The sequence below is a fragment of the Gelidibacter salicanalis genome (genome assembly GCF_016469035.1).
In the GTDB taxonomy this organism is placed as follows: Bacteria; Bacteroidota; Bacteroidia; order Flavobacteriales; family Flavobacteriaceae; genus Gelidibacter; species Gelidibacter salicanalis_A.
Window position 1 is genome coordinate 1 of the sequence record NZ_JAEHJZ010000119.1, and the last position, 701, is coordinate 701.

Below are 701 nucleotides of genomic sequence, written 5' to 3' on the forward strand. Positions count from 1 at the left end.
AGGCCCATTTGTAATGAACACAAGGGCAGAGTTAATTGAAGCCTTCAACGATTATAATATTGGCAAGTTTGGCTATTTAGAAGATTAACGGCATTACTACTTTTTATTGGAACACTGACAAAAACTTAAAAAGACCTTGAAAAGTTTCACTGAGACATACTTCCTAAAATGTATGGTAGCCTTAATATTTATAAATTAACAAGTNNAGGGATACAAGCTTTAAGAATGGTTAAAACCTTTATAAAATCATCTGCAAAAGCAGTAAATTGATTAACTTTTAGGAATATTTAGAAAATTTAACTCGTTAACAAAACTTAAACTGTCAACTATGGAACATACTAAATGGCCGGAATTGTCCTTTGAAAAATCAAAAGATACCTATGAAACGATACACCTATGGACGCAAATTATTGGTAAAATAAAATTGGCCTTAAATCCGTGGATCAATCATTCATGGCATTCTACACTAAAAGTGACCACTAACGGATTAACAAGTGACCCTATCTTTGCTGAAGATAAGCAGCTTGAAATCATACTCAACTTTTTAGAGCACCGCTTAGAAATTATTTCGAGCGACAACGAAAAGAAAACCTTTGACCTTGAAAGCTTAAAAGTGTCAAGCTGCTATAAAAAGGTCTTGACATATCTTAAAGAAATTGGAATTGATATAAAAATAAACGCAGTGCCCAATGAAATTGAAG

Annotated in this window: 2 protein-coding genes; both read left to right on the forward strand. The window is 32.5% G+C overall.

What is annotated here, in order from left to right; all coding sequences use genetic code 11:
- A partial coding sequence (locus JEM65_RS21115) for a pirin-like C-terminal cupin domain-containing protein (protein WP_199603708.1) occupies nucleotides 1–88 on the forward strand: 88 nt, incomplete at its 5' end.
- 240 nt (nucleotides 89–328) lie between these two features.
- Nucleotides 329–701 (forward strand): DUF5996 family protein (locus JEM65_RS21120; RefSeq protein ID WP_233530778.1); only part of this gene is annotated, 373 nt, incomplete at its 3' end.